We start from the raw sequence: 22,847 nt of genomic DNA on the forward strand, positions 1-22,847 counted from the left end.
GGACGCATGGGGGAAGTACGAGGAAGCGCGCCGCTCACGCTGCGCGCTCGGAAGCCCGGCTACGCGGTCATGCAGGAGTGCCTGTCCATCCAGTCCGGCGCTCCGGCTCGAACGAGGTGGCAACGGTTCTGGGGTCACGACCCGCTCCACCCGGACGCACGGTCGTGGTTCAAGGGCGCGATCGGAGAGCGGGAGGTCGCGACGGCCCTCGAGTCGCTCGGTCCGGACTTCACCGTGCTCCACGCCGTCCCTGTCGGCAAGCACGAGACCGACATCGACCACCTGGTCATCGGGCCCACCGGGGTGTTCTCGATCAACACGAAGAACCACTCGGGGCAGGACGTCTGGGTCGGCGGGCGGACGCTCATGGTGAGCGGGCAGCGGACCCGGCACATGCACAGCGCCCTCACGGAGGGCGAGCGAGCAACCCGGCTGCTCTCGGCTGCGGCCGGCGGCCCGATCCTGGTGCAGCCGATCCTCGTGGTCGCCGCGGCGAAGCTCCGGTTCGGTGACAAGGCGCCGGCGGTCGTCACGCTGCGGCCCCAGGAGATCGGGCCGTGGATCACCGGGCTGCCGCGCGCGCACTCCGACGAGGCCGTGCACTACCTCACGATGCTCGCCGAGGAACGCGGCACCTGGCACGTGGACGCTGTCGTCATCAACGACACGCTCAGGCACGTCCAACGGTTCGAGCGTCTCGAGCGGGACCGGCAGCAGGCCGAAGCGCGTCGGGCCCTGCTCCGGAAGGCGCGGGTGGTGGCGGTGCTCGCCGTCCCCGCGGGTGCCCTGCTCGGCTACTGGTGGGCACCCGCGATCACTGCACTCGGCGCCTGAGTCCGCGGGTCAGCTCGAGGAGATCGTCGCCGTCGTGGCTGCGGTCGACGCCGCGACGCTGGCCATGATCGCGGCCATCTGGATCTCCTCGAGGACCGCCTTGACCGCCGGGGTCGCCCAACTGCCCGAGGTGATCTCCTTGACGAGCGCGCGGTCGACCTTGCCGAAGTGCTTGCGGAGGGTGTTCGTCGCGTCGAGGAGTCCGATCACCGCTGCGGCGAACGGCGTCGGGGCCGACCGCTGTGCGAGGACGTCGGCGATCGTCGAGCGCAGGAGCGTCTCGGGCCCGCCGTCGCGCTCCGGGTACTTGGTCGTGGGGAAGATGCCGAGCGCCTTCCCCTGTTCGAGCGTGATCACGCCCCGCGAGATCAACCCGGCGAAGACGTCGTCGCGCAGCGGGCGCTTGGCGAGCCGGGTGATCCACCACTTCGCCTTGCGGGGCTTGTCGGTCGCCGCGATGGTGCCGACGACGCCGTCGAGCACCGGGTCGCCGGTCGCGGCGCCGTTCACGACGGTGACCAGCCCGTCCTGCAGCGAGACGACACCGCGGAGGGCGAGGTCGGCGAGGACGGCGCCGGCGAGCCCGGCGTCGAGCGTCTGGACGTCCGTGGACTTCCGCCCGTCGGACTCGACCTGGAGCAGCGCGAACGCCTGCGGGACCGTGAGTTGCTCAGCCATGCTCGCAGCCTGCCATGCGTGGCGGGGGTGCGCCGTGCCTCCAGGCCGATGCCCAGCGCACACCGAGATCGGCGCGCGCCGGGCTGCGTGGGTCAGTACGCGGCGGACTGCCCGCCGTCGATCGGGACGACCGTCGCGTTGACGTAGGACGCGTCGTCGGAGAGCAGGAAGGCGACGACGGCGGCGATCTCGGGAGCCTCGCCGTAGCGCTTGGCGGGGTTGACCTGGATGAACTCCTCGGCGGCCCCGCGCGGGTTCTCCGGGTCGAGCTGCTTCATCGAGTTCTCGACCATGGGCGTCCAGATGGCTCCCGGCGCGATGGCGTTGATGCGGATGCCGTAGCGGCCGTACTCGACGGCGGAGTTGCGGGTCAGACCGACGACGCCGTGCTTGGCGGCGGCGTACCCGGACTGGTTGCCGATGCCGCGGATGCCGCCGACGCTGGCGGTGTTGACGACCATGCCGCTGCCCTGCGTGCGCATCACGGCGAGGACCTTCTCGAGGCCGAGGAACACGCCCCGGAGGTTGATCGACACCACCTTGTCGAACTCCGCTGCCGTGAAGGACTCGGTCGGGTTCTGCTTGCCCTCGATGCCGGCGTTGTTGAAGAAACCGTCGATGCGTCCGAAGCGCTCGGTGGTCGCCGAGACGTAGGCGTCGACCTGGGCCTCGTCGGAGACGTCGGCGACGGTGGTCAGGACCTGGGCGTCCGGGGCGGCGTCGAGGACGGCGGCCTTCGATGCCTCGAGGCCCTCGGCGGACACGTCGACGAGGGAGAGTGCGGCACCCTCGGTCGCCAGGCGCACGGCGGTGGCGCGGCCGAGGCCGGAACCGCCGCCGGTGATGAGGACGACGCGGTCGGTGAAGCGGGACGTGGTCATGGGAGGCCTCCTGAGGTCTTCGACGGTGAAGGTCGGTGCGTCCGCATCGGCCCGAACTAGGCTACACCTGTCGTCTAAACGCGGCCCGCGCGGGCGCTAGGCTGCCGTGCCGTGGGGAACAGGACGCTGCTGAGCAGGATCGTGTGGGACGGGACACGGAGGCAGGCGGTGCTGCTCGTGATCGGCGTGGCGTTCGCGCTCGCCGCGGTGGGTGAGGTCGCGCTCCTGGTGCTGACGCCCGACCCGGACTGGGGGACGGGCATCACGAGCGTGCTCTGCGCGATGGCGATCGCCGGACTCGTCGTGGGGCTGCGGTGGAACCCGTTCGACTCGCTCGAGAGCCGCAACCGGGTACGGGCTGCCGAACAGACCTCGCGGGAGGGCCGCCGCACCGCGCTCGACCTGCTCCTGCTCGACCTCGTGCTGGTCGTGCTGGCGTTCCCGCTCGGCGTCGTCGTGGTCGTGCGTGACGACGACCCCACCGGGTGGTTCCTCTCGTCGATGTTCGCGTTCCTGTCCGCGATCGGGCTGCTGCTCGCGTGGCTGGTCGACATGCTCGTCGTGCTGCCCGTCGTCACGCTGGTCGCGACGCTGATCGGCCGCACGGGGAGCAACCGTGTCGCTGCGTCGCTCGCGGCGATGCTCCTGGCGATCGTGGCGTTCGCGATCGCCGTGACGTTCGCGGTGCCGAGCGAGTCCCACGGCTACGTCGGACGCGGCGGTCGGCTGCTCGAAGCCGTCGGCGTCCTGCTGGGCGTGCCGTTCCGCGAACCGGCCAGCCCGGCGCTCCTCTGGATCGCGCGGCTCGCCCTGGTGCTCGTCGTCGCGTCGATGGTGTGGTTCGCCCGGGAGGGGCGCGCTGCCCGACGGCGGTGATCAGCAGGACTGCAGGATCCTCGCCATCGCGTCGTGCTCGGCCGGGGCGACCCACAGCCGGTACTTCGTCTTCACGGCCACCTGGTGCTCGATGTACGTGCAGCGGAAGGACTTGTCGGCGGGCAGCCAGGTCGCGGCGTCGCCGGAACGCTTCTGCGCGTTCGAGTGCCCGTCGACGGCGAACAGGTTGTCGGGATCGTTCGCGAGTGCCTCGCGCTGGGCCTGGGGGAGCTGCTGCGCGCCGGTGCGCCAGGCGTTCTCGAGCGCGACGACGTGGTCGATCTGCACGAGCGTCGAGGTCGTGTTCCCGCGGACGAAGTCGATCGTCGCGCCGGTGTACGGCGAGACGAGCGTGCCCGTCACCACCTTGCAGGGCCCCTGCCGGGTGATCTCGGTGAGGTCCCGGGCGAGCACGTCGTTGCGGGTGTCGCACCCGTTCCGGTCGACGTCGAGCCACGCCGTCCCGAAGTCCCCGACCCGGTCGTAGCCGGTCGCCGGCGCCTTGCCCTTGACGGGCAGGTCGGCGAGCTGCGCCCGCGCGGTCTGCGCGTCCTGCTGGTCGGTCGCGGTGCCGGTCACCGAAGTGGTCGGCTCTGACCCCGGCCTGGAGGCGCGGGTCGTCTCCGGCGCGGCGGGTTCCGTCGTGATGACGGGAGCGTCCGACCCCGCGGGTGCGCTGGTGACGGCGGGTGCGGCTTCGGCATCGGGTGCGAGGAAGCCGGTCGTGTGGAGCGCGTACGCCCCGACGGCGAGCCCGAGGACGACGAGGACGGACGTGAGACTGGTGCGGGTGCGGCGTCGGCGGGACGTCATGCTGCGGTGGTGCTCCTGGTGGTGCGGGTGGTGCGGGCCGGACGGCCTCGACGATCATGCCGGAGACCTCGGACATCTCCCGGGACCCCCGCGGAGGGTCGAGGGGTAGACACGGGCACATGACCGATTACGCCAATCCGTCCGTGTCCGTCACCGGTGGGTCGATGCCGCTCCTGGGCTTCGGCACCTGGCAGATCCCCGACGCCGATGCCCCCGCCGCCGTGGGTGAGGCGCTCCAGGCCGGCTACCGGCACATCGACACCGCCACCGGCTACCGCAACCAGCGCGGGGTGGGGAAGGCCATCGCCGACTCGGGGTTGGCCCGTGACGACGTCTTCGTGACGACGAAGCTGCCGCCGGACAACGCCGACCGCGTGCGCGAGACGATCGAGGAGAGCCTCGACCAGCTCGGCCTCGACCACCTCGACCTCTGGCTCGTGCACTGGCCGCCGAACGGCGAGGCCCGCCCCGACGTGTGGGAGCAGGTCGTGCAGGCGCAGACCGACGGGCTCACCCTGGCCGTCGGCGTGAGCAACTACTCCCTCGCCCAGATCGACGAGCTCGTGTCGGCCACCGGCGTGACTCCGGCCGTGAACCAGATCAAGTGGAGCCCGGTGGAGTTCGACGCCGCCGTGGCCGACGGGCTCGCCGAGCGTGGTGTCGTCCTCGAGGGCTACAGCCCCTTCAAGGCGAGCAACCTGCAGGACCCGACGCTGCTCGAGATCGCCGGCGCCCACGACGCCGACAGCGCGCAGGTCATCGTGGCGTGGCACGTCGCGCACGAGTTCGTCGTCATCCCGAAGTCGTCGAACCCGGAACGCATCCGGTCGAACGCCGCCGGGGCCCGCATCGAGCTGAGCCCGGAGGAGGTCGCACGGATCGACGGCCTCGGGCACTGACCACCCGGCCGGCGGCGTCACTCCAGCAGGGAGCGGATGTCGTCGGCCGTCAGGTCGTCGGCGAACAGGGCGTCGTCGTCGATCATCGTGGCGAACAGCTCGGCCTTCTTCGACGCGAGGGCGAGGACCTTCTCCTCGATGGTGTCCTCCGCGATGAACCGCTGCACGTTCACCGACCGGGTCTGCCCGATGCGGTGCGTGCGGTCGACCGCCTGGTTCTCGGCAGCGGGGTTCCACCACGGGTCGAGCACGAAGACGGTGTCCGCCTCGGTCAGGGTGAGCCCGAACCCGCCGGCCTTGAGCGAGATGAGGAACGCCGGGGCGGTGCCGTTCCGGAAGCGGTCGATGACCTCGGGCCGGCGTCTGGTCGAGCCGTCGAGGTACTCGTAGCCGACGCCCCGGTCGTCTAGGGCGGTGGCCACCATGCGGAGGAACGACGTGAACTGGCTGAACACCAGGGCACGACGGCCCTCGGCGGCGAGCTGTTCGAGTTCGTCGAGCAGCAGGTCGAGCTTCGCGGACGACAGGTCCTCTCGCGAACCGTCGACCAGGGCCGGTGACAGCGCCAGCATCCGGAGCAGGGTCAGTGACCGGAAGACGATCATCCGGTTCCGCGCAAGGTCGTCGATGAGGTCGAGGACCTTGAGGCGCTCCCGGTTCAGCGTCGTCTCGTACAGGGCCCGGTGCGCCGGGTCGAGCGTCACGCGGACGACCTGCTCCTGCTTCGGCGGGAGGTCCGCAGCGACGCTCTCCTTCGTCCGCCGCAGCATGAGCGGCCGGATGCGACGTCGGAGTCGTTCGGTGAGCTCCTGGCGGGCGGCGCCGCGGAGGTCGGGGGAGGCGAGGGGCCTCACGTAGTCGTCCCCGAAGCGCGACCACGACGACAGCAACCCCGGGGCGACGACGTGGAACAGCGCCCAGAGGTCGGCCAGCCCGTTCTCGAGTGGCGTGCCCGTGATCGCGAACTTCACCGGCGCGCGGAGCTCCACCGCGGCCCGGTGCGTCTGCGACTGCGGGTTCTTCACGAACTGCGCCTCGTCGAGGACGAGGGCCGACCACGGCAGGTCGGTGTACGCCGGGGCGTCGAGCCGCAGCAGCGCGTACGAGGTCACGACGACGTCCGACGCGGCAGCCGCGCGGGACACCCGGGCCGGGTCCTTCAGCGAGGTCGCGGTCACCGTCGTCACGCGGAGGCCCGGCGTGAACTTCGCGGCCTCGGACGCCCAGTTGCCGACGACCGAGGTCGGCGCGACGACGAGGAACGGCGGCGCCTCCGGCGACGACTGCCGGGCGGCGGCGATCGTCGCGAGCACCTGCAGGGTCTTGCCGAGGCCCATGTCGTCCGCGAGCACCCCGCCGATGCCGTGCGCCATCAAGAACGACAGCCACGCGTACCCGGCGTGCTGGTACGGCCGGAGCTCGGCGTGCACCGTCTCGGGCACGGTGACGTCCGCCGGGGGAGTCGCGCCGAGCAGCCCCGACGCGATCGCCTGCCACCGCTCGTCGTGCGAGGTCTCGTCGGCGAGCTGGTCGAACTCCGACCAGATGCCGGCCTGCAGCGGTGTGACCGTCATCGGCTGGTCGGGTTCCCACTCGTCGAGGTCGCGTGCTTCCTCGATGAGCTCCTTCAGCCGGTCGAACGCGGGGTCGGCGAGCGACAGGTACGAGTTGTCGACGAGCTTCATCCGCCGGTCGCGCTTCGCGAGCGCCCGGAGCAGCGGTGTGAACGGCACCTGCTTGCCGTTGACGGTCACGAAGATGCCGAGGTCGAACCAGTCGTGCTTGTCGGACGGCATCGTCGTGACGCGGATGTGCGGGCGCCCGGTCAGGCGTTCGTAGTCGACGCGTTCGCCCTGCACCACCGTGCGGACGCCGAGCGACGGCAGCTCCGGCAGGAGTTCGTTCGCGAAGACCGCCACGTCGGCGCCGTCGATGGTGCCGTCCGCGAACCAGTCCAGTCCACCCCCGGGGCCGGGAGGCGCGGCTCGGCTCGCGTCGTCGTCCGCCGCCCGCAGGGTGGTCAGGTCCGGCAACGGGCCGTGCAGCGCGACCGGGTCCTTGCGGCCGTCGACGTGCCAGCGCCACTGCAGGTGCACGCGGTCGTCCGTCCGCGGAGCCCGGGCCGGCTCGAACGTGGCCGTGAGCACGAGCTCGGGCGGGGTGCGCTCGGGGAGCTCGATCGAGCCGTCGGAGCTGACGAGGCCGAGCGCCCCGCGGAGCTTCGGGGACCAGTCGGCGAGGAACTCCTCGACCTCGTCGCGGGGCACGGTGATGCGGCTGCCGTCGACGAGCATACGGCGCTGGTCCTCGGGCACCGGGCCGGGCGTCGGGGCGAACACGACGTGGAACTCGGGGCTCTCGCGGAAGGCGTAGACGCCGTGGTCGCCGATCATCCGCGCGGTGCCCTCGGGGATCGGACGGCCGTCGAGCACCGCGCTCGCGCCGATCACGAGCGCGTCGTCCTGTCGCGCGACGTCCAGCAGGACACGGGCCTCGGCGCCGAGGACCGCACCGCCCTCGCGCTTGCCGGTGACGAACGCGATCCCGAGCCCCGGCGCCTGCGCGAGCAACGGCCAGAGCAGCGGGCTGCCGAAGTCGTCGAGGTGCACCCAGTCGGCCTCGCCCGGCAACCCCGCGAGCTGCCCTGCACGGTGGAGTGCGGCGAACTGCAGGAACCAGCCGTGCTGCTCGGGGGAGAGCCCGAGCCGGTTCATCGAGTACGGCAACGTGCCCCACGTCAGCTGCCCGCGCACCCAGTTGCCGGCGTCGCTGCGGGTCACCGGGCGGACCCCGAGCCGCACCGATCGCGACGCCGTGGGCAGCGCCCGACCCGCCGCTCGCGCGCGCGACGCGAGCCTGGCGGAGACCGCGTCACGCAACTCGAACTGCAGGCCCATGGGGGTGCCCTGCGGGGTGACCGCCTGCTCGTCGTCACCGGCGAGGCGGGCGAGGTCGTGCCTCCAGTCCGAAGGCGGCGGAGCCGGCGCCTCCGGGCGTGGGCCGGCGGCCGCGGACAGGGCGCGCGCGTTGATCGTGAGGAGGGCGGCAGCGACGTGCTTGCACTCGCCGCCGAGCGGGCAGGAGCAGGTGCTGCGGACCGGACGGACGAACTCGCCGCGTGCCGGGGTGGTCTCGACCCGGAGCTCGTACGGGTCGTCGGCGGACCCGGTGACCGTCGCGGTGACCGTGCCGTCGTCGTCGTGCCAGACGGCGTCGTCGACGAGGCCCGCGCGGACGAGGTCCCGGGCGCGGCCGAAGGTCTGCGGCCCGACGAAACGGATGACGTCGACGGCGTCGATCATCGGGGCGGCGGGCACGGGTCAACTCTGCCAGGTGCCACCGACGCCCGCTGCTACGGTGGATCCGCGCAGAACCGGCGCGGGGACACAGGGGGAACACCATGGGGATGCATCGACGATCCGGCGCGCTCGTGACGGGCGCGTTGCTGCTCACCACCGCGCTCGCCGGGTGCGCGGCCGGCGGCTCCGGAGACGCCGCACCGACACCGACCCGGACGAAGGCCGCGGCGACGCCGGGCAAGGCGTCCTGCCACCTGTCGTCGGGCGGCGGCAGTGTCTCCCTGGAGGAGACCGCCGACGCCTACCGGGTCGAGTGGAAGGGTGTCCCGACCGACGACGGCGGTCAGCGGAACACGTACCAGGTCCAGCTCGGCAACGAGGGCCAGACGAAGCACATCGGCCTCTACATCGAGTTCGACAGCATCACGGGCACGACGTACGGACTCTTCAACTCGGAGACGAACGACGTCGATCCCGTCCCGGGCGAGCCGGACACGTCGAACGGCACCGTCGTCGGGACCTTCCCGAAGCAGGAGGACATCGACGCCGTGTACTGGGCGCCGAGCTACGGCGTGGTCAACGAGGACGGTGCGGACACCACCTGGTGCACCGAGGACGGCCAGGTGCTCGACTGGACGCCGCTCGACTGAAGCCGACCGAGCCATACTGGTTCGGTGACGACCATGCGAGGCGAACTGCGATCGACCGAGACCCGCGAGTCCGAGGGCAGCGGGGACAACATCGAGGCGGCTCGGCAGGCCGCGATCGCTGCGCTCGACCTGGACGGGTTCGAGCTGCAGCAGATCAACGCGGTGACGAGCAAGGCGACGGGGGAGACCACCGTGCGGGCGGTTGCCCGGGCGCGGGACACGCGGCCGCACGAGGCCACCGGCAGCAGCTACGAGGACGCGCTCCGGGCGTTCCGCGAGTCGGTGCCCGAGGGGTGGCAGGCGCAGAACGTGCGCGAGGTGCGTGAGGGGTAGGGCCGGTGCCGGACGGCGTCCACGTCAGTCACGTTCACGCGCCGGGCGCTGGTGCCAGCGGTGCCGGAGCGATGCGTGAGCGACGGCGAAGCCCACGACGCCTGCGATCACGAACACGAGGACCGGCTGGCGGACCGAGCACCACGCAAGCAGCGTCGACACCAGACCGGCGACCACGATCATGACGACGGCGTACGCGAACAGCGTGCGGAGGACCATCTGATGATTATCAGCCCAAGTTGATGCAGGTCCGGTGCACCTGGGCACCCTGACTCCACAGCTCCGAACAGGTCTGCACTGCGGACGAGCTCGCGGTCCGACCCTTCGAGACGTTGCGTGAGATCCGCGCACCCGTGCATCCCTTGTGGACCGCGCCGTCGGACCGGTAGGTGTCCTTCCCCTTGGAGTTGTGGTCGCTGAAGTCGATGTGCCAGTTGCAGAGCACGGCTCCGGATCCCCGGCTCCCGATGAGGTCCTGCACGTCGGCGCTCTGGCCGGCGATCTTCTTGCCGGAGCCCGACACGCTGACCGAGAGCGTCCCACCTGGCCAGCACAAGCCGCCGCCGGGCAGACAGGCGGTTCCGAACACCCCGAGGATCACGCCGCTCGCCTGGGCGGTCTGGACGCCACCCAGGGTCAGGGTGAGTGCTGCGGCTCCTCCGACCACGGCGAGGACGAGATTCCGGACGTGCTGACGCATGGTTGCTCCTGTGCAGGCGCGGGGAGTCACGGCGAAGACACGTGGAACACCCCCTGAAGCTCCACGTGCGATGCGGTGGTCGACGAACGATCGATGCGCCGCCGACTCGCTCCTACTCGACCACGAGGCCCACCCACACGTCGTCGCCCTGACGAAGGACACGTTGCTGGTCACCCGGCCGACCACACCCGCTTCCCGGCCATCTCCGGTCTGCCGACTGGCGACCGGTGAGCAGCCGGGGCGGCGCGGTCCGCCCGGCCGTGCACGATCGGGCGGCATGCCCCGCACTCGGAGGTGTGGACGACGACAGCGCTGCCGGCACGACACCCGTCGCTCCGGCAGCGCTGTTCGTCACCTGCGCCGAGTCAGCCGCGCGTGTCAGCTGCACGGTGTCAGATGCACTGCGTCAGCTGCTCTTCGTGACCTGCCCCTGCGTGGCGATCGCCTTCCAGACGTCGAACGCTCGATCGGTGCCCTGCACCGGTTCGCCGTAGAGCTTCTTCGCAGCTTCGAGCTGTTCCGAGTTCAGGTCGCGGATGTACCCGGGGCCGATGACCGCGGGTCCTCTGGTCGCTCCGATGATGATCTTCATGGTGTCGTCCCTTTCGTGGATGGTGTGTTCAGGCTGCTGCGGTGCTCGTGCCCTGGAGCGCTACGGCTTTCCAGACGTCGAACTCGCGGTCGGTGCCATTCCTCGCGGGTCCGAAGATCGCCTCGGCCGCGTTGTAGAACTCTGTCGTCGTGAGGTCGCGGTGGTACCCGGGGCCGATGACGGCCGCGGTGCGACCCGGCGCGTCGATGAACGCGAAGTCGTCGTCCTTCGGCGGGGTCGTGCCGGACCGGGTCGGCAGCGGTGCCCCGTTCATCCACCGAGCGGGGTCGGCGCGGGACCCGCCGACGTGCATCCCGAAGTGCAGATGCGCGCCCGTCGAAGAACCGGTGTTGCCGACGGCGCCGATGAACGCCCCCGCGGCGACGTACTGCCCGACTCTCACGCGTTGCAGGCTCTGGTGGCCGTAGAAGCTGTAGTACCCCTCACCGTGGTTGATCCGCGTGTACCTGCCGTACCCGCCCTCGGTGTTCTCGACCCTGTCCACCGTCCCGGAGGCCACCGCGTGGATCGGGATGCCCTCGCTGGCGGCGTAGTCGATGCCGTCGTGGAAGGTCACGATGCCGGTGATCGGGTGGACGCGGTCCCCGTACGGGCTGTTCACCGCTGCCTCGTACTCGAGCGGGAAGTTGAACACCGGAGCTGCTGACGCGGGACCGCCGGAGAACGCGATGTTCCCGAGTGTCGCGGCACCGGCAGCGGCTCCGGCGTATGTGATGAGCTGACGGCGGGACAGACCCGGTGCGTCGGCGCGATCGGATGGACTCATCCGTACCCCTGTCTGGTCGCGGGGTGCGCCCTGCCCCCGTGGCACTCGCATCCCCCGAACTGAACCTATTGACAGGAAGTCACCGCGCGGTAGTCGGCAGATCGTCGGACCGGCGCCGTCACCCGGACGCCTCACTTTCGCTCGTGAGCCTGCTGGACGGTCGCCGGAGACCGCCCGTACTGGGGGCGTCGCAGACATGCCTGACCGTGCAGGATCGAGGGCATGCTGCAGTCACTCGTCTACATGAGTTCGGCCGCCGAGCCGTTCGACGACGACGCCCTCGAAGGGGTGCTCGAACACGCCCGCTCGCGGAACACCGCCGACGGGCTCACCGGGCTCCTCGTCCACCGCAACGGCCGGTTCATGCAGCTGCTCGAGGGTCCGTACGACGCGGTGCTGTCGACGTACCAGCGCATCCTCGCGGACGACCGGCACGACGACGTCCGACTGCTCGCCGAGGAGAGCATCCACACGCGGCGCTTCCCCGAGTGGTCGATGGCGTACGACCGGGACACCGACGGGGCTGCAGTGCCCGAGGGGTTCAGCGACTTCCTCGAGACCGGCGACCGCAGTGCCGACTCGAGCCGGTCGCGGGAACTCCTCCGGTGGTTCCGGAACCACCCGATGGCGGATCCGACCGCGGCGAACGGCAAGCACCGCCGCGACGGCTGAGCGTTCAGGTCCGGTCCCAGGTCCGGACCCAGTCGATCAGCAGGTGCCCACTCGACCCCCAGTTGCCGATCTGGAACATGTACCGGTGCGGGGTGGTCGGGACGTCGTGCGTCACGGACATCACGAGCTTGCCGTCGAGGTAGTACTCGACGTACTTCCCCGGCACCCACTGCGTCGTGTACGTGTGCCAGTCGCGCCAGGAGACGTCCGCGGTGTACGACACCTTCTCCTGCTCGTGTCCGGGCACCATCAGGTGGTGGAACGCGTGCACCGCGCCGTCGAAGTTCCCCTCGGGGTAGTTGAGCTCGCCCTCCGACCAGTCGTCCGACGTCGGCCAGAGCATCACCGCGAGCCCGTTGTCGCCACCGCCCGTCGCTCGCGCCCGGATGCTGAAGGTGCCCCCGACGTGCGTCCACGCGCCCGTCGGTGTGCCGAACGTGCCGGCTGCACCGTGCTCGCCGTCCATCGCGACGTCCATGGAGCCGTCGTGGGCGCTGATGATCTTCCCGGACCAGTACTTCCCGCCCATGCCGTCCGGGTACGGCTGCCAGGACTGCGCGTACGTCGCGGCGAAGGGGCCGCCGGCTGCTGCCGGGGTGTCGAAGTCCTCCTCGAACGTGGGAGCGCCGAGGTCGGGGAGGGTGGGGACGGAACTCGCTGAACGGGTCGGCACGGCGCTCCCTGTGGGGTCGGGTTCGCCGGACTCCGCGGTGCTCACGGCGGTCAGGCTCAGCCCGGCGGAGAGCACCGCGATCGCCGCGATCATCAGCAAGTGTTTGACCATCGGGTCGCCGGCCGTCCTTCTCGTGAGTGGGTGTCACGAGGCTAGGCAGCCGGATGCCGGGGTTCTGTCCCCTGGAAGGGGGGTGCACCCGTCAGGACTGGGAAGTGCGGTCAGACGGTGCGGGACGCGTGCGGTTCCGCCACGGTGCCGCTGCGGTCACCCGCACGCCGGTTGCGGTCCGGTGCGGGGCCGTGCGGTCTCGCGCAAGGGGGAGCGGGCGGGGCGGGGGCGGGTCAGCGGTCGGCGTGCTCGGCGAGCTTGCTGTGCTTCCGGGAGTAGCCGAAGTACACGCCGAGGCCGATCGCGAACCAGACCGCGAAGCGGACCCAGGTCTCCCACTGCAGGAACGTGACGAGCCACAGCGACGCGATGACGCCGATGATCGGGATGACCGGCATGAACGGCAGCTTGAACTGGCGGTCGAGGTCGGGCTGGCGGTAGCGGAGCACGATGACCGCGGAGCAGACGACCACGAACGCGAGCAGGATGCCGATGTTCGTCAGTTCGGCGACGACGCCGATCGGCAGGACGCCCGCCAGGACCGCCGAGGCGATGCCGAGGATCCACGTGACGCGGGTGGGGACGTGGCGCTTCGGGTCGGTCTTCGCGAACCACTTCGGCATGAGGCCGTCGCGGCTCATCGAGAACCAGACGCGGGAGGCTCCGAGCATGAACGTCACGAGGACGGTGATGATGCCGACGATGGCGCCGATCGCGATGACGTTCGCCACGCCGCCGAGGCCGACCGACGCGAACGCCGACGAGAACCCAGAGGCCGGGTCGATGTCGGTGTACTTCTGCATGCCCGTCAGCACGAGGGTCGCCAGGACGTACAGGACCATCGAGATGCCGAGCGACAGCAGGATCGCCTTCGGCATGTGCTTCCGGGCGTCGGTGGACTCCTCGGCCGCGGTCGACATGGCGTCGTAGCCGAACACCGCGAAGAACACCGTCGCGGCGCCGGTCATCACGCCGCCGAAGCCGAACGGGAAGTACGGGGAGTAGTTCGCGCTGTTGATGTGGAACACGCCGAGCACGACGATGAGCACGACGAGGGCGACCTTGATGCCGACGGCGACGAACTCGAACCGCGCGGCGCTCCGGATGCCGCGGGTGAGGACGAACGCGGTGAGCAGGCAGAGGATGATCGCGAAGACGTCGATCACGTGGCCGTCGCCGGTGCCGGGCGCGCCGAGCATCCAGGCGGGCAGGTCGATGCCGAACTGGCCGACCAGGAACCCGACGTAGCCGGAGATGCCGATCGCGACCACCGCCACGATCGCGGTGTACTCGAGCAGCAGGTCCCAGCCGATGAACCACCCGACGATCTCGCCGAGGACCGCGTAGCCGTACGTGTACGCGCTGCCGGCCTTCGGGATGAGGCCGGCGAACTCCGCGTACGACAGGGCGGCGGCGGCGCTGGCGACCCCGGCGACGAGGAAGCTGATGAGCACGGCGGGGCCGGCGATGCCGTTCGCGACCGTGCCGGCGAGGGTGAAGATGCCGGCGCCGATGATGCCGCCGATGCCGATCGCGGTGAGCTGCCAGAGGCCGAGATGGCGTTTCAGGCCGCCCTCGCCACCGGTCTCGTCGTCGATCGTCTCGATCGGCTTCCGTCGGAACAGGGTGCGTGTCGTCGTCGTCACGCGCCCACTCTGCACCCTGCGGGCGTTCGGCGCGCGGTGGCGGAGCAGGCGTGGCGGCGGGTAGCACCACGGGGCGCGCCCCGCGCGTGACGCGACCAGGTGGCGGGCCGGGGCGGCGGGGCGGACGGGTGCCGGGCCTCCAGGCGGGGTCGTGGGGTACAGGGTCGTGGGGTAGACGGGGAGCATGCGTCGACCGAACCGAACCGAACCTGGCCCCGGGCAGGAGTCCGTGTGGGACTACCCGCGGCCGCCCGCCGTCGAACCCGTCCGCGAGCGTGTGCGGGTGCGGCTCGGGGGTGTCGTGATCGCCGACACGACCGATGCGGTGCGGGTGCTGGAGACCTCGCACCCGCCGGTGTACTACCTGCCGATGGCCGACCTCGACCTCCGGCCGGCCGAGGGCTCGAGCATGTGCGAGTTCAAGGGGCGGGCGCGGTACTTCGACGTCGTGGGTGGGGACGGGGTGGTGGCTCCGCGGGCGGCGTGGAACTACCCGACGCCGATGCCCGGGTACGAGTCGTTGCGTGACCGGGTGGCGATCTACCCGTCGGCGATGGACTCGTGCGAGGTCGGTGGTGAGGTGGTGCAGGCGCAGGAGGGGGACTTCTACGGCGGGTGGATCACGTCCCGTGTCGTGGGGCCGTTCAAGGGCGGGGCGGGCACGCTCGGGTGGTGAGGTGGCGGCTGCGCGCGTGGGTGCGCGCGTGAGTGCGTGGCGGCGAGTCTCGGGCTGGGCGACCGTTCTCGGGGGATCGGGCGCGAGAGACGTCGCTCGGGCCGAGACTCGGCACACGAACCCGGCCGTACGGACGCGCCCGCGCCCGCGCCCGCGACGCGGTCAGCGGTGTGCGTACGGCGACCAGAACGGCGGCGGGAACGCGCCCCCGGTGGCGATCACGAGCAGCTGCCACACGAGCATCACTAGCCCGAGCGCCCCGATCACGATCCCGATCCACGACCACACCCGGACCGCGATCCTGCGGTGTCCGGCGATCGACAGGGCTCGCCAGCCGCTCAGCACGCACAACACGCCGAACGCCGCTCCGAGCAGCACGTGCCGGCCCATCGACGCCGCGGGGACGATGATCCCCATGTAGAACGCGACCGGCCCGAGCAGCACCGCGAACGTCGCCGGAGCGGCGGGCGGCTCGTGGTCTCGCGAGGCTGCTCCCATGCACGTGAATCTACCTCGAAGACGCGGAGGCGCAGAGGCGCGGATGTCCGATCGGAGCGGCGGCGGACCGCGGACCTGCCGGACGGGCACGATGGTGGCATGCGTTCCTTCTTCCGTGTCCTGCTCGGTCTGGCCCTCGTCTTCGCGGGGACGAGCCACCTCACGTTCGCGCGGCAGGACTTCCGGGCTCAGGTGCCGGAGTTCGTGCCGCTCGACGAGGACACCACGGTGCTGGCCTCCGGCGTCGCCGAGATCGGCCTCGGCAGCGCCCTCGTCCTCGCACCGCGCCGGAGCCGGCGGTTCGTCGGCACCGTCGCGGCGCTGTTCTTCGTCGCGGTGTTCCCTGGCAACATCTCGCAGTGGCTGAACCGCCGCGACGCCTTCGGCCTCGACTCGGACGTCAAGCGCATCGGTCGGCTGTTCGGCCAGCCGCTGCTGATCGCCGCGTCGCTCTGGTCCACGCGCGGGCGGCGAGGATGATGGACGCCCCGACGAGGGCGGAACCGCCCGGTGCCGGTCGGGTCGGGTCGGGTCCCGATCCGCTCGGGTCGGCTCCGGCAGCGTTCGGACGGGAGGCACGACACCCCTTGGCAGGCGGCCGTCGCGTCGCGGACGTGGTCGCCACCACAGCCCTGCTCGTCCTCCTGGCAGCCGAGTCGGTGGTCGCCGGTGGCGGCATCGTGTTCCTGTCGCTCGCGTTCAACTCGTGCAACGCTCCCGGCAACAGCTGCGACGAAGCGCTCGGCGGAGCGGTGGTCTACGTCGGCCCGGTGCTCGTCGCGCTCGTGCTGGTCGCCACGCTCGTCGTCTGCGTGCTGCGGCTCGTGCGCCGGCGGCTGTCGTGGCCGTTCGTCCTGGTCGGGATCGCGGCGGTCGTGGCCGTGTTCTTCGGGGCGATCCTGCTCGTGGACAGCGCGATCACGCACGGCATCTGAGCGTCCTCCTCCACAGCGCAGTCCGTCGGCGGGTCCCTCCACAGATCGCTCGTCGTGGGCTCGCGGTCCGGGGCGTCGGCGGGAGTCTGGAGGCATGCCAGACACCGACATGCTCGACCGCCTCATCCACACCGCCGTCCGGACCGACGACGACGTCATCGACCTCGTGACCGCTCTGGTGGAACGCCCGATCACGCGCCAGTGCTGGGTCCTGTTCCTCGACGAGCGGGCCGTGCCGGTCTCGTTCGTCATGCCGATCTCCGACCTGCCGTGGCAGCCGGACGAACACGTCGAGGACTTCGCCGCACTCACCTCCGACGTCGTCGTGCAGATGGCAGCGACGGAGGTCGTGCTCGTGTGGGAGCGTCCGGGGGAGTCCCGGCTGTTCCCGGTCGACTGGGAGTGGGTCGACGCCTGCGCGTGCGCCTTCGCCGAGCACGGCGTGCGGATCCGGGCGCAGGTCGCGGTGCACACGGGTGGGGTCGCGATCGTGTCGCTCGACGACGTCGACGACGTCAGCGAGGTGGCGTGATCAGCCCTGCGGTGCGGTGTCGGGGACCTTCTGGCTCGTCAGCCCCTCGACGACCGCCTTGGCCTCGGGCCAGAACTTCGCGTAGTGCTCCGGGTCTGAGTTGATCTGCACGGCGTGCGCCATCTGCGTCGGCGTCATCGTCTTCCAGCCGGGCACCTTGATGAGCTTGGCGTAGAACATCGACGCCGCGGTGTACGGGTCCATCCGCTGCTCGTACGTGCCCCAGGCGCCGTTGTCCCGCTGCTGGAACAGGCCGCGGCTGTCCGGGCCGGCGGCGTCACCGTGGTCGAGGTTCACCAGGCTCGACTCGCCGATCGCGGTCATCACGCCGACGGCCTGGGTGTGCGGGCCGATGCCGAGTGCCTGGGCGGCCTCGATCACGTACGCGGCGTTGACCAGGCGGTCCTGGCAGAACCCGGCGACCGGGCCCGCGGGGACGACGATCCCGCCGATGGTCTTCGACGCCACGTCCGGACAGGTCGGGGCGGCGTCGGCCGTGACGGACTTCGCGGCACCGGCCAGCGAGTTCACGGCGATGACGATCACCACGACCACACCGATGCCGATCGCGACGACGCCCGCGCCGAAGACCGACGCGAGCGTGATGCCGACGCGGCGCATGGCGGGTCCTCTCGAGCGGGGCGGGTCAGGCGGAGCACGACGAGGTTACGTGCGCAGGCTGGGAACCGCACCCGCCCGATCGGGGGTGTCGTCAGACGTCGCGGTGGTCGTGGTCGTGCTGCCGCTGCACCTTCGTGGGCTCGGTCACCAAGCCCGTCGGCGCCTTCTCGGCCTGCTTCCGGCCGTGCGTGAACCACGTCACGATCCAGAGCAGGATGCCGAGCGCGAGCAGCGCACCGGCGATCTGGTACTGCTGCGGGTCACGACCGGACGAGAACGGCAGCACCAGCCACAGGCAGGTGATCACGCCGATGATCGGGATGACCACCCCGGCGCGGAAGTGCTTGTGGTCGACCTTGTCGCGCCGCAGGACCAGTACGGAGAGGTTCACCACGGCGAACACCGAGAGCAGCAGGAGCGAGGTCGTGCCACCGAGGACGACCACGATGGGGGAGTCGGGGTCGAGCGAGACCCAGCCGATCAGCAGCAGCGAGATGAGGGTCGTGAAGACGATCGCGGTGGAGGGGGTGCGACGGGTCGGCGAGACCTTCGCCAGGAAGCCCGGCAGGACACCCTGCTTGCTCATGCCGTACAGCAGGCGCGACGCCATCATCATGTTGATCAGCGCCGTGTTGGCGACGGCGAACATCGAGATGAACGGCAGCAGGTCGGCGATCGGGAAGTCCGGGGCCGCGGTCTGCACCACGGTGACGAGCGGTGTCTCGTTGCCGGCGAGCTCACCGATCGGCACCACGGCCACGGCGCAGATCGACACGAGCACGTAGATGACCGCGGTAATGCCGAGGCCGGTGAGCATGACCTTCGGGAAGATCCGCGAGGGGTCCTTCGTCTCCTCGGCCATGTTCACCGAGTCCTCGAAGCCGACCATCGCGAAGAACGCCAACGACGTCGCCGTCGACACCGACAGCAGGAGCGTCTTGTCCTCCGGGGTCTCGAACATGACCACGCGGGAGAAGTCCGCGTTGCCGCCGGCGATCGCCCAGAAGCCGATGAGGATCACCATCACGAGACCACTGAGCTCGACGAGGGTGAGCACCACGTTCGTCTTCACGCTCTCGCTGACCCCGCGGAAGTTGATCGCCATCACCGCGAGCATGAATCCCATGGCGATGAGCATCACGACGCCGTTCGGCAGCTCGAGCCCGAAACCGGCCCCGAGGTTCGCGGCGAACGCCCGGGAGGCCGTCGACGCCGACGTGATGCCCGAGCACATCACGATGAACGTGACGATGAAGGTGACGAAGTGGATGCCGAACGCCTTGTGCACGTAGAGCGCGGCGCCGGCGGTCTGGGGGTACTTCGTCACGAGTTCGAGGTACGAGAACGCGGTGAGCAGCGCGACGGCGAACGCGATGAGGAAGGGGAGCCACGCTGCTCCGCCGACCTCCGCCGCGACCTGCCCCGTGAGCGCGTAGACGCCCGTGCCGAGGATGTCCCCGACGATGAACAAGAGGAGGAGTTTGGGACCGATGACCCGCTTGAGCTCTGGCTGCTCCGTCTGCGGGCGCTCTGTGTTGGTGGTGGCCATGCGTCAGCCTCTTCCGGGGGACACCATTCTGTCCGCCTTCACAGGAAGCTCCCCGCTGATCGCAACACGGTCGTGTCCTGCGTGACACGCGGTCTCCGGACGTGCCGGGGGTCGACCGCTACGCTCCGAGCCATGTACGACGACTCGAACACCACCGAGGAAGCCGTCGAGTTCGCCGACTTCAACGCGAAGCTCCTGGTGCTCGACGTGCTCTGCTACGACCTCGACGTCCTCGAGCCGTACGACCCGGAGGAGCAGGACGAGGCCGACGAGGACCTCGACGTCGAGGGGCAGGACGACCGGGCACGCGAGTACTACGACGACCTCGACCTCCTGCCGTCGCACCTGTCGCTCGTGACCGAGGTCACCGTCGACTCCGACCTCGAGGTCCTGCAGGACGTGCACCCCGGGTGGGACGGCTCCGACGACCGCTACGACCCGCAGAACTGGGACGACGTGCTCGACCTCCCGGCCCTCACCACGGTGTACGCCGCTGCACCGCTCCCGGCGCACGTCGCAGAACGGCTCGCCGCGAAGGGCGTCGAGGTCCGCTCCGCCTGACGGCTGCGTCTGCGCTCCGCCTGACCGCTGCGGCGCGCGCGGTCGCGTGAACTGCCGCCCGGAGTGCGTCGAAGCGGCACCTTGTGCGACCTCGGTGGGTGCGACGCAGCATGTCGTGCGACCTGCGCGCGTGCGACCTGTGCTCGCGCGACCTGCGCTCGCGCTTCCGGCGCGAGGTCAGCTCGCGCGGCGATTCAGCGCCAGCACCTGCTCGGTGAACTGCTTCGCGCCGCCCTGCGCCGGGTGCCGGACCGCGTCGGCGTCGATCCCCGCCAGCGCGAGTGCCCCCTGCGCCTTCCGCCCGACGGCGACGGCGCGGACCTCGCCTGTGCTGCCGGACGCCCGCAGCGCCTCGAGGAGGGCGAGCGCGACCGGAGCGCCGTCCCGCACCTCGGCGGGCCGCGGCGTCCGGTTCGTCAGCCGGTCCGGCGCCGCGAACGGGTGGTGCGGGAAGATCGCCCACGTCAGGGGGAGTGGACCCTGCCACTCGGCGAGGGCGGCCTGCACGACACGGGACGACGCCTCCCACGGAGCGGTCGGCTCCGGCGGCGCGAGGTACTCCGGGCCCAGCTCTCGCATGCTCGTGAACGGCACGCCCGTGTTCGTCATGCCGCGCCAGCCCGGGGCCTCGGCGACGAGCACCGTGTCCGCGCCGGTCCCGACGCGGTCGAGGTAGCGCTCCAGGTTGGTCCGGCGGAGCCGCCCCTCGGCGGTCGAGACGTCGTACAGGGCCTCGGCGTCGTCCGCGACCGGCACGGCGTCGAGCGCGGTCCAGAACCCGTCGAACACGTTCATCGCACCCTCGCACCGTGCGAGCTCGCGCCCCTGGCGGGCCCAGTGTGCGAGGTGCCGAGCAGTGTGCGAGGCACGCGGCGTCCCACGGTGCGCGGAACCTCGCACACTGCGGGGCCCCCGCACGGTGCGAGCGCGCGCGCCACCCCCACGCCCGCCCCGCTCACGCGCGACCGACCACGCGGCGGTACACGTCCTCGAGCCCCTCGGCCGACCGGTCCCAGCTCAGCCGCTCGGCGTGCTCCCGCCCGGCAGCCGCGAGCCCGGAGGCGTACGACGCATCGGTCAGGATCCGCTCGATCTCCGCCGCCCACACCGCGGGGTCGCGGGACTCGAGCACGACCCCGGTCTCGCCGTCGACCACGGCCTCACGGAGGCCCCCGGCAGCGGCGGCCACGACGGGCACCCCGGAAGCGGAACCCTCGAGCGCGACGAGCCCGTAGGTCTCCGAGTGCGACGGCACGAGCACGGCTGCCGCGCCGCGGAACAGGAACGCCAGGTCGGCCCGCGACTGCGGACCGACGAACGTGACGCGGTCGGCGATGCCGTGCGCGGCGGCGAGCCGACGCAGTTCGTCCACGTAGTCGCCCGCCTCACTCGAGGCGTCGCCCGCGATGACGAGGGTGGGGCGTGCCTCCAGGCTGATGCCGGCGATCGCCTCGATCGCCAGGTCCAACCCCTTCAACGGTTGCACGCGCGCCGCGGCGACCACGTAGGGGACGTCCGCGCGGCGGGCACCCGCCGCGGCGGGGCGGAACACGGAACCGTCGACGCCCGGCGGGACGATCCAGACCCGGCCGGACTCCCCGCCGAGTCGCGTGCGCACCGTGTCGGCCTCGGCCTCGGAGACGACGACGACGGCGTCGGACTGCCGAGCGAGCAGCTGTTCGGCGGCCATCCGACCGTGGGACTCCGGCCGCTCGCCCTCGGAGAGCGGGGTGTCGCTGTCGGCCGCGATCGAGTGGAAGGACTGCACGTGCGGGATGCCCCGCTCGCGAGCGACGGGCAGGGCGGCCGCGCCGGAGAACCAGTGGTGCGAGTGCAGCACGTCGAACGGGCCGAGCTGCTCGAGTTCGTACCGGAACGGTTCGATGAACGCGTCGTGCTCGCCCTTCGGGACCGGTTCCGCCGGGCCGGCGGACAGGAACCGCAGGCAGACGCCCGGGACGAGCGACACCGAGTCGGGCTGCGTCGGTGCGGAACGCCGCGTGATGATGTCGACGTGGTGGCCGCGGTCGGCCAGGGCCTCGGCCTGGTGCCGGACGACGACGTTCATGCCGCCGACCTCGCCGGATCCGGGTTCGTCGCCGGGGGAGGTGTGCAGCGACACCAGCCCGATGCGCAGGGGTTCCGTCGTCGTGCTCACCGATGAAGCCTATCCGCGGGGCCGCCGCTGCGACGGGCGCGCGGGCGCCACCACGACGGGCTGCCGGCCCGCCTCGTCCAGCGGGTCTGCCGGGAGGCTCGGGTCGCCTCCCAGGATCTGCACGCGCCCGTCGCCGTGCCGCTCCCAGAACGCGGCCGTCCAGGCACAGAGCGCGCCGTCGAGCAGGTCCTCCCGGTGCTTGTGCGTCGGCCCGTGGATCCCGGAGGGGCCGGCGAGCTCGGCGGTCAGGGGGTGCGAGTCCAGCCGCAGCGGCGGGTCGAGCGGCGTCGTCCGGAGCCGTCGGACGAGCTCGTCGAACGCCTCCGCCCGACGTGCCCGCGCCTCGGCGGCCGGGACCGTGAGGTCGAGCCGCTTGTACCGAGGCCGCTCGTCGTCGTAGCCGAGCTCCTCCACGCCCACCAGGGTCGTGTACGGGTAGCACTCGAACACCACCGGCCCGGTCCTTGCGCGCATGGATGCCGTGTCGGACACGTACTCGACGCCCAGTGCGGTCAGACGATCGAGCAGCCGGGCGCCGGCGCTCGCCGCAGATGCCAGGTTCGTCGGGTTCGCGGCGACCTTCCACCGGCCGTAGCGCTGTCCGACCTGCCGTTCGGCCTCGCGGATGCCGGTCGGGTTCGTGACGACGAGCGAGGCGTCGACGGCGATGAGGGAGCGTGGCCCGAGGTGCTCGGCGATCCAGGCGGTCACGGCGTCGACGCCACGGGCCCAGCCGGCGTCGGTGATCGTCCCGTCGGCATGCATCGCCGCGAGTCCGGTCTCGTTCGCGGGCTTGCGGTCGGTCCCGAGCCCCCACGCGAGGTCGACCCCGATGTACTCCGTCACCCGTCCATCGTCGCGCACGAGTGGGCG

The 22,847-nt window shown here is 71.2% G+C and carries 26 protein-coding genes and 1 pseudogene; 11 read left to right on the forward strand and 16 right to left on the reverse strand.

What is annotated here, in order from left to right; translation table 11 throughout:
- The first annotated feature begins 6 nt into the window (after window positions 1-6).
- Complete coding sequence (locus ABIC61_RS07580) at window positions 7-834, forward strand: nuclease-related domain-containing protein (protein ID WP_354029416.1); 828 nt, start codon at window positions 7-9, stop codon at window positions 832-834.
- Between the two features lie 9 nt (window positions 835-843).
- Here ABIC61_RS07580 and ABIC61_RS07585 read toward each other — a convergent pair whose 3' ends face one another.
- Both ABIC61_RS07585 and ABIC61_RS07590 read right to left on the reverse strand, forming a co-directional pair.
- Complete coding sequence (locus ABIC61_RS07585; RefSeq protein WP_354029417.1) at window positions 844-1,512, reverse strand: GOLPH3/VPS74 family protein; 669 nt, start codon at window positions 1,510-1,512, stop codon at window positions 844-846.
- 92 nt (window positions 1,513-1,604) lie between these two features.
- Window positions 1,605-2,393, reverse strand: coding sequence for an SDR family oxidoreductase (locus ABIC61_RS07590; protein ID WP_354029418.1), 789 nt, complete (start codon window positions 2,391-2,393; stop codon window positions 1,605-1,607).
- 111 nt (window positions 2,394-2,504) lie between these two features.
- Between ABIC61_RS07590 and ABIC61_RS07595 the strand changes: the two genes are divergently transcribed.
- Window positions 2,505-3,269 (forward strand): hypothetical protein, encoded by a 765-nt coding sequence (locus ABIC61_RS07595; protein WP_354029419.1) that lies wholly within the window; start codon window positions 2,505-2,507, stop codon window positions 3,267-3,269.
- On the opposite strand, the gene ABIC61_RS07600 is transcribed toward ABIC61_RS07595, so the two are convergent.
- Complete coding sequence (locus ABIC61_RS07600; RefSeq protein WP_354029420.1) at window positions 3,270-4,082, reverse strand: HNH endonuclease family protein; 813 nt, start codon at window positions 4,080-4,082, stop codon at window positions 3,270-3,272.
- A 119-nt stretch (window positions 4,083-4,201) separates the two neighbouring features.
- Between ABIC61_RS07600 and ABIC61_RS07605 the strand changes: the two genes are divergently transcribed.
- On the forward strand, window positions 4,202-4,981 hold the full coding sequence (locus ABIC61_RS07605) for an aldo/keto reductase (protein ID WP_354029421.1): 780 nt from the start codon (window positions 4,202-4,204) through the stop codon (window positions 4,979-4,981).
- 17 nt (window positions 4,982-4,998) lie between these two features.
- Here the strand turns inward: ABIC61_RS07605 and ABIC61_RS07610 are convergent, their stop codons facing one another.
- Entirely contained in the window at window positions 4,999-8,298 is a 3,300-nt protein-coding gene (locus tag ABIC61_RS07610; RefSeq protein ID WP_354029422.1) for a DEAD/DEAH box helicase, read from the reverse strand.
- A gap of 89 nt (window positions 8,299-8,387) precedes the next feature.
- On the opposite strand from ABIC61_RS07610, the gene ABIC61_RS07615 reads away from it, so the two are divergent.
- Both ABIC61_RS07615 and ABIC61_RS07620 read left to right on the forward strand, forming a co-directional pair.
- Window positions 8,388-8,930 (forward strand): hypothetical protein, encoded by a 543-nt coding sequence (locus ABIC61_RS07615; RefSeq protein WP_354029423.1) that lies wholly within the window; start codon window positions 8,388-8,390, stop codon window positions 8,928-8,930.
- A 24-nt stretch (window positions 8,931-8,954) separates the two neighbouring features.
- On the forward strand, window positions 8,955-9,263 hold the full coding sequence (locus ABIC61_RS07620) for a hypothetical protein (RefSeq protein ID WP_097179515.1): 309 nt from the start codon (window positions 8,955-8,957) through the stop codon (window positions 9,261-9,263).
- 24 nt (window positions 9,264-9,287) lie between these two features.
- On the opposite strand, the gene ABIC61_RS07625 is transcribed toward ABIC61_RS07620, so the two are convergent.
- From ABIC61_RS07625 to ABIC61_RS07640, 4 genes are all read right to left on the reverse strand, one after another.
- Complete coding sequence (locus ABIC61_RS07625) at window positions 9,288-9,482, reverse strand: hypothetical protein (RefSeq protein WP_354029424.1); 195 nt, start codon at window positions 9,480-9,482, stop codon at window positions 9,288-9,290.
- 10 nt (window positions 9,483-9,492) lie between these two features.
- Window positions 9,493-9,963 (reverse strand): hypothetical protein, encoded by a 471-nt coding sequence (locus ABIC61_RS07630; RefSeq protein ID WP_354029425.1) that lies wholly within the window; start codon window positions 9,961-9,963, stop codon window positions 9,493-9,495.
- Between the two features lie 406 nt (window positions 9,964-10,369).
- Complete coding sequence (locus ABIC61_RS07635; RefSeq protein ID WP_354029426.1) at window positions 10,370-10,555, reverse strand: hypothetical protein; 186 nt, start codon at window positions 10,553-10,555, stop codon at window positions 10,370-10,372.
- Window positions 10,556-10,583: 28 nt separating this feature from the next.
- Entirely contained in the window at window positions 10,584-11,342 is a 759-nt protein-coding gene (locus tag ABIC61_RS07640) for a M23 family metallopeptidase (protein ID WP_354029427.1), read from the reverse strand.
- Between the two features lie 222 nt (window positions 11,343-11,564).
- Between ABIC61_RS07640 and ABIC61_RS07645 the strand changes: the two genes are divergently transcribed.
- The gene (locus ABIC61_RS07645; protein WP_354029428.1) at window positions 11,565-12,014 is read left to right on the forward strand and encodes a BLUF domain-containing protein; all 450 of its coding nucleotides are present in this window, start codon (window positions 11,565-11,567) and stop codon (window positions 12,012-12,014) included.
- A gap of 4 nt (window positions 12,015-12,018) precedes the next feature.
- On the opposite strand, the gene ABIC61_RS07650 is transcribed toward ABIC61_RS07645, so the two are convergent.
- Together ABIC61_RS07650 and ABIC61_RS07655 are read right to left on the reverse strand one after the other, a co-directional pair.
- Window positions 12,019-12,798 (reverse strand): glycoside hydrolase family 16 protein, encoded by a 780-nt coding sequence (locus ABIC61_RS07650; protein WP_354029429.1) that lies wholly within the window; start codon window positions 12,796-12,798, stop codon window positions 12,019-12,021.
- A gap of 233 nt (window positions 12,799-13,031) precedes the next feature.
- Entirely contained in the window at window positions 13,032-14,444 is a 1,413-nt protein-coding gene (locus ABIC61_RS07655) for an amino acid permease (RefSeq protein WP_354029430.1), read from the reverse strand.
- Window positions 14,445-14,628: 184 nt separating this feature from the next.
- On the opposite strand from ABIC61_RS07655, the gene ABIC61_RS07660 reads away from it, so the two are divergent.
- The gene (locus ABIC61_RS07660; RefSeq protein ID WP_354029431.1) at window positions 14,629-15,120 is read left to right on the forward strand and encodes a DUF427 domain-containing protein; all 492 of its coding nucleotides are present in this window, start codon (window positions 14,629-14,631) and stop codon (window positions 15,118-15,120) included.
- A 162-nt stretch (window positions 15,121-15,282) separates the two neighbouring features.
- Here ABIC61_RS07660 and ABIC61_RS07665 read toward each other — a convergent pair whose 3' ends face one another.
- A complete protein-coding gene (locus tag ABIC61_RS07665) occupies window positions 15,283-15,618 on the reverse strand; it encodes a hypothetical protein (RefSeq protein ID WP_354029432.1) in 336 nt (111 codons plus the stop codon).
- Between the two features lie 99 nt (window positions 15,619-15,717).
- Between ABIC61_RS07665 and ABIC61_RS07670 the strand changes: the two genes are divergently transcribed.
- The 3 genes and pseudogenes from ABIC61_RS07670 (at window position 15,718) to ABIC61_RS07680 (ending at window position 17,085) form a co-directional block, all read left to right on the forward strand.
- A complete protein-coding gene (locus ABIC61_RS07670) occupies window positions 15,718-16,098 on the forward strand; it encodes a DoxX family protein (RefSeq protein ID WP_354029433.1) in 381 nt (126 codons plus the stop codon).
- Window positions 16,062-16,553, forward strand: a pseudogene (locus ABIC61_RS07675) (DUF6264 family protein); the annotation flags it as partial. The gene ABIC61_RS07670 and the pseudogene ABIC61_RS07675, both read left to right, overlap by 37 nt.
- A 94-nt stretch (window positions 16,554-16,647) precedes the next feature.
- Window positions 16,648-17,085, forward strand: a complete 438-nt coding sequence (locus tag ABIC61_RS07680; protein WP_354029435.1) for a hypothetical protein — start codon at window positions 16,648-16,650, stop codon at window positions 17,083-17,085.
- Here the strand turns inward: ABIC61_RS07680 and ABIC61_RS07685 are convergent, their stop codons facing one another.
- The gene (locus ABIC61_RS07685; RefSeq protein ID WP_354029436.1) at window positions 17,086-17,706 is read right to left on the reverse strand and encodes a hypothetical protein; all 621 of its coding nucleotides are present in this window, start codon (window positions 17,704-17,706) and stop codon (window positions 17,086-17,088) included. It lies immediately after the preceding gene.
- 91 nt (window positions 17,707-17,797) lie between these two features.
- Window positions 17,798-19,255 (reverse strand): APC family permease, encoded by a 1,458-nt coding sequence (locus tag ABIC61_RS07690; protein ID WP_354029437.1) that lies wholly within the window; start codon window positions 19,253-19,255, stop codon window positions 17,798-17,800.
- Window positions 19,256-19,387: 132 nt separating this feature from the next.
- Between ABIC61_RS07690 and ABIC61_RS07695 the strand changes: the two genes are divergently transcribed.
- Window positions 19,388-19,816, forward strand: a complete 429-nt coding sequence (locus tag ABIC61_RS07695) for a DUF6892 domain-containing protein (protein WP_144750548.1) — start codon at window positions 19,388-19,390, stop codon at window positions 19,814-19,816.
- Between the two features lie 177 nt (window positions 19,817-19,993).
- Here ABIC61_RS07695 and ABIC61_RS07700 read toward each other — a convergent pair whose 3' ends face one another.
- From ABIC61_RS07700 to ABIC61_RS07710, 3 genes are all read right to left on the reverse strand, one after another.
- Entirely contained in the window at window positions 19,994-20,611 is a 618-nt protein-coding gene (locus tag ABIC61_RS07700) for a uracil-DNA glycosylase family protein (RefSeq protein WP_354029438.1), read from the reverse strand.
- Between the two features lie 160 nt (window positions 20,612-20,771).
- A complete protein-coding gene (locus ABIC61_RS07705) occupies window positions 20,772-21,974 on the reverse strand; it encodes a glycosyltransferase (protein ID WP_354029439.1) in 1,203 nt (400 codons plus the stop codon).
- 9 nt (window positions 21,975-21,983) lie between these two features.
- A complete protein-coding gene (locus ABIC61_RS07710) occupies window positions 21,984-22,820 on the reverse strand; it encodes a DUF429 domain-containing protein (protein WP_354029440.1) in 837 nt (278 codons plus the stop codon).
- Between the last annotated feature and the right edge of the window lie 27 nt (window positions 22,821-22,847).

The sequence above is a fragment of the Curtobacterium sp. 1544 genome (genome assembly GCF_040544915.1).
Classification (GTDB): Bacteria; Actinomycetota; Actinomycetes; order Actinomycetales; family Microbacteriaceae; genus Curtobacterium; species Curtobacterium pusillum_C.